1 protein-coding gene is annotated in these 625 nt (G+C 38.1%); it reads right to left on the bottom strand.

Going from position 1 to position 625, the window contains the following annotated elements:
- Nucleotides 1-244 precede the first annotated feature (244 nt).
- Nucleotides 245-532 carry a hypothetical protein gene (locus C1H58_RS12125; RefSeq protein ID WP_207623143.1) on the bottom strand — a complete coding sequence of 96 codons (288 nt, stop codon included), beginning with the start codon at nucleotides 530-532 and terminating at the stop codon, nucleotides 245-247.
- Nucleotides 533-625: the final 93 nt, after the last annotated feature.

Genomic DNA, 625 nt, shown 5'->3' with positions numbered 1-625 from the left:
AGCTTGTCTTAACACTAATCCTGTACGTTCGAGTCTAGTTTTTGATACAATATCAAAACCATGCTCAAGATTTTTTTACGTTCTTTAAGAACTCTTATATATTCTTCGCTCAACGCAATTAAAGTGTCTAATTGATCAGTCATTGTTTGTGTCCTCCGAATTAGCATAAAATTTAATTTCCATTTTGTTTCCATGTTTATCTGCTACAATAAGTTCCTCATAACCCTCGTGTGACACATACTTCTTAACGCTCACCCTGTTCAACATTTCCAACATTTGAATGTGCTGTTCTACTGTTAGTGCCATTTACTCGTCCTCCCAATATTCTGTTCAACTCGTTTCCCAATAAGTTATAAGCGCCGTCGCCTGAATAGGCTTTTGTGGCTGTAATATAAGTGTTAACCATACTAACCACCTCATCTAACTCACGCTGCAACTTGTCACGTTGGTTACGTAAGTTGGCTACGTCTGTGATGAGTGAGTCGCGTTGTAATTTGTAATCTGTCATTCCACCATCTCCCCGTCTTTCCAAATTAACGTCAAAGATGCATCATCATTGAGCATGTAGAATGCATAGGTTGTAATGCCCTTAAACTCATTATCGTCTAAGGCTTCTTTTATACTG

Source organism: Staphylococcus sp. 191 (genome assembly GCF_011174885.1).
Taxonomy (GTDB): Bacteria; Bacillota; Bacilli; order Staphylococcales; family Staphylococcaceae; genus Staphylococcus; species Staphylococcus coagulans.
Note: the sequence above shows the minus strand (reverse complement) of the source record. Positions and strands in the feature narration are given on the sequence as shown.